The sequence below is a fragment of the Gluconobacter sp. P1D12_c genome, from assembly GCF_018812105.1.
GTDB classification, from domain to species: domain Bacteria; phylum Pseudomonadota; class Alphaproteobacteria; order Acetobacterales; family Acetobacteraceae; genus Gluconobacter; species Gluconobacter oxydans_A.
In genome coordinates this window covers 1-350 of the sequence record NZ_JACSIQ010000931.1, presented here as the reverse complement: position 1 = coordinate 350, position 350 = coordinate 1, and the positions used below count along the sequence as shown (strand labels likewise).

Below are 350 nucleotides of genomic sequence, written 5' to 3'. Positions count from 1 at the left end.
TGTTCGATCCCCTGGGCTTCGCAGATCAGGTCGAAGCGCATGGGACGCGACCAGGCCGTATTGCGATTACGGGGTTGGTCAGAGAACTGGATGCCGTTATCGGTCAGAATGGTATGGATCCGGTAAGGGATGATGCTCAGGAGATGTTCGAGGAATTCCCAGGCKGTCTTCCGATCRGYTTTCCCGACGAGTTGTGTGACAGCGAATTTGCTTGTCCGGTCGATAGCAACGAAGAGGTGCTGCTTGCCCTCAGCGGTCTGGACTTCGGCAATATCGATGTGAAAAAAGCCGATGGGATAGCGTTTGAAGCGCTGGCGTTTGGGCTTGTCTCCYTCGATGTCCGGCAACCG

1 protein-coding gene is annotated in these 350 nt (G+C 55.5%); it reads right to left on the bottom strand.

Annotated features, from left to right (window positions below):
• Positions 1 to 350 (bottom strand): DDE-type integrase/transposase/recombinase (locus tag KP705_RS21925; protein ID WP_215765555.1); only part of this gene is annotated, 350 nt, incomplete at both ends.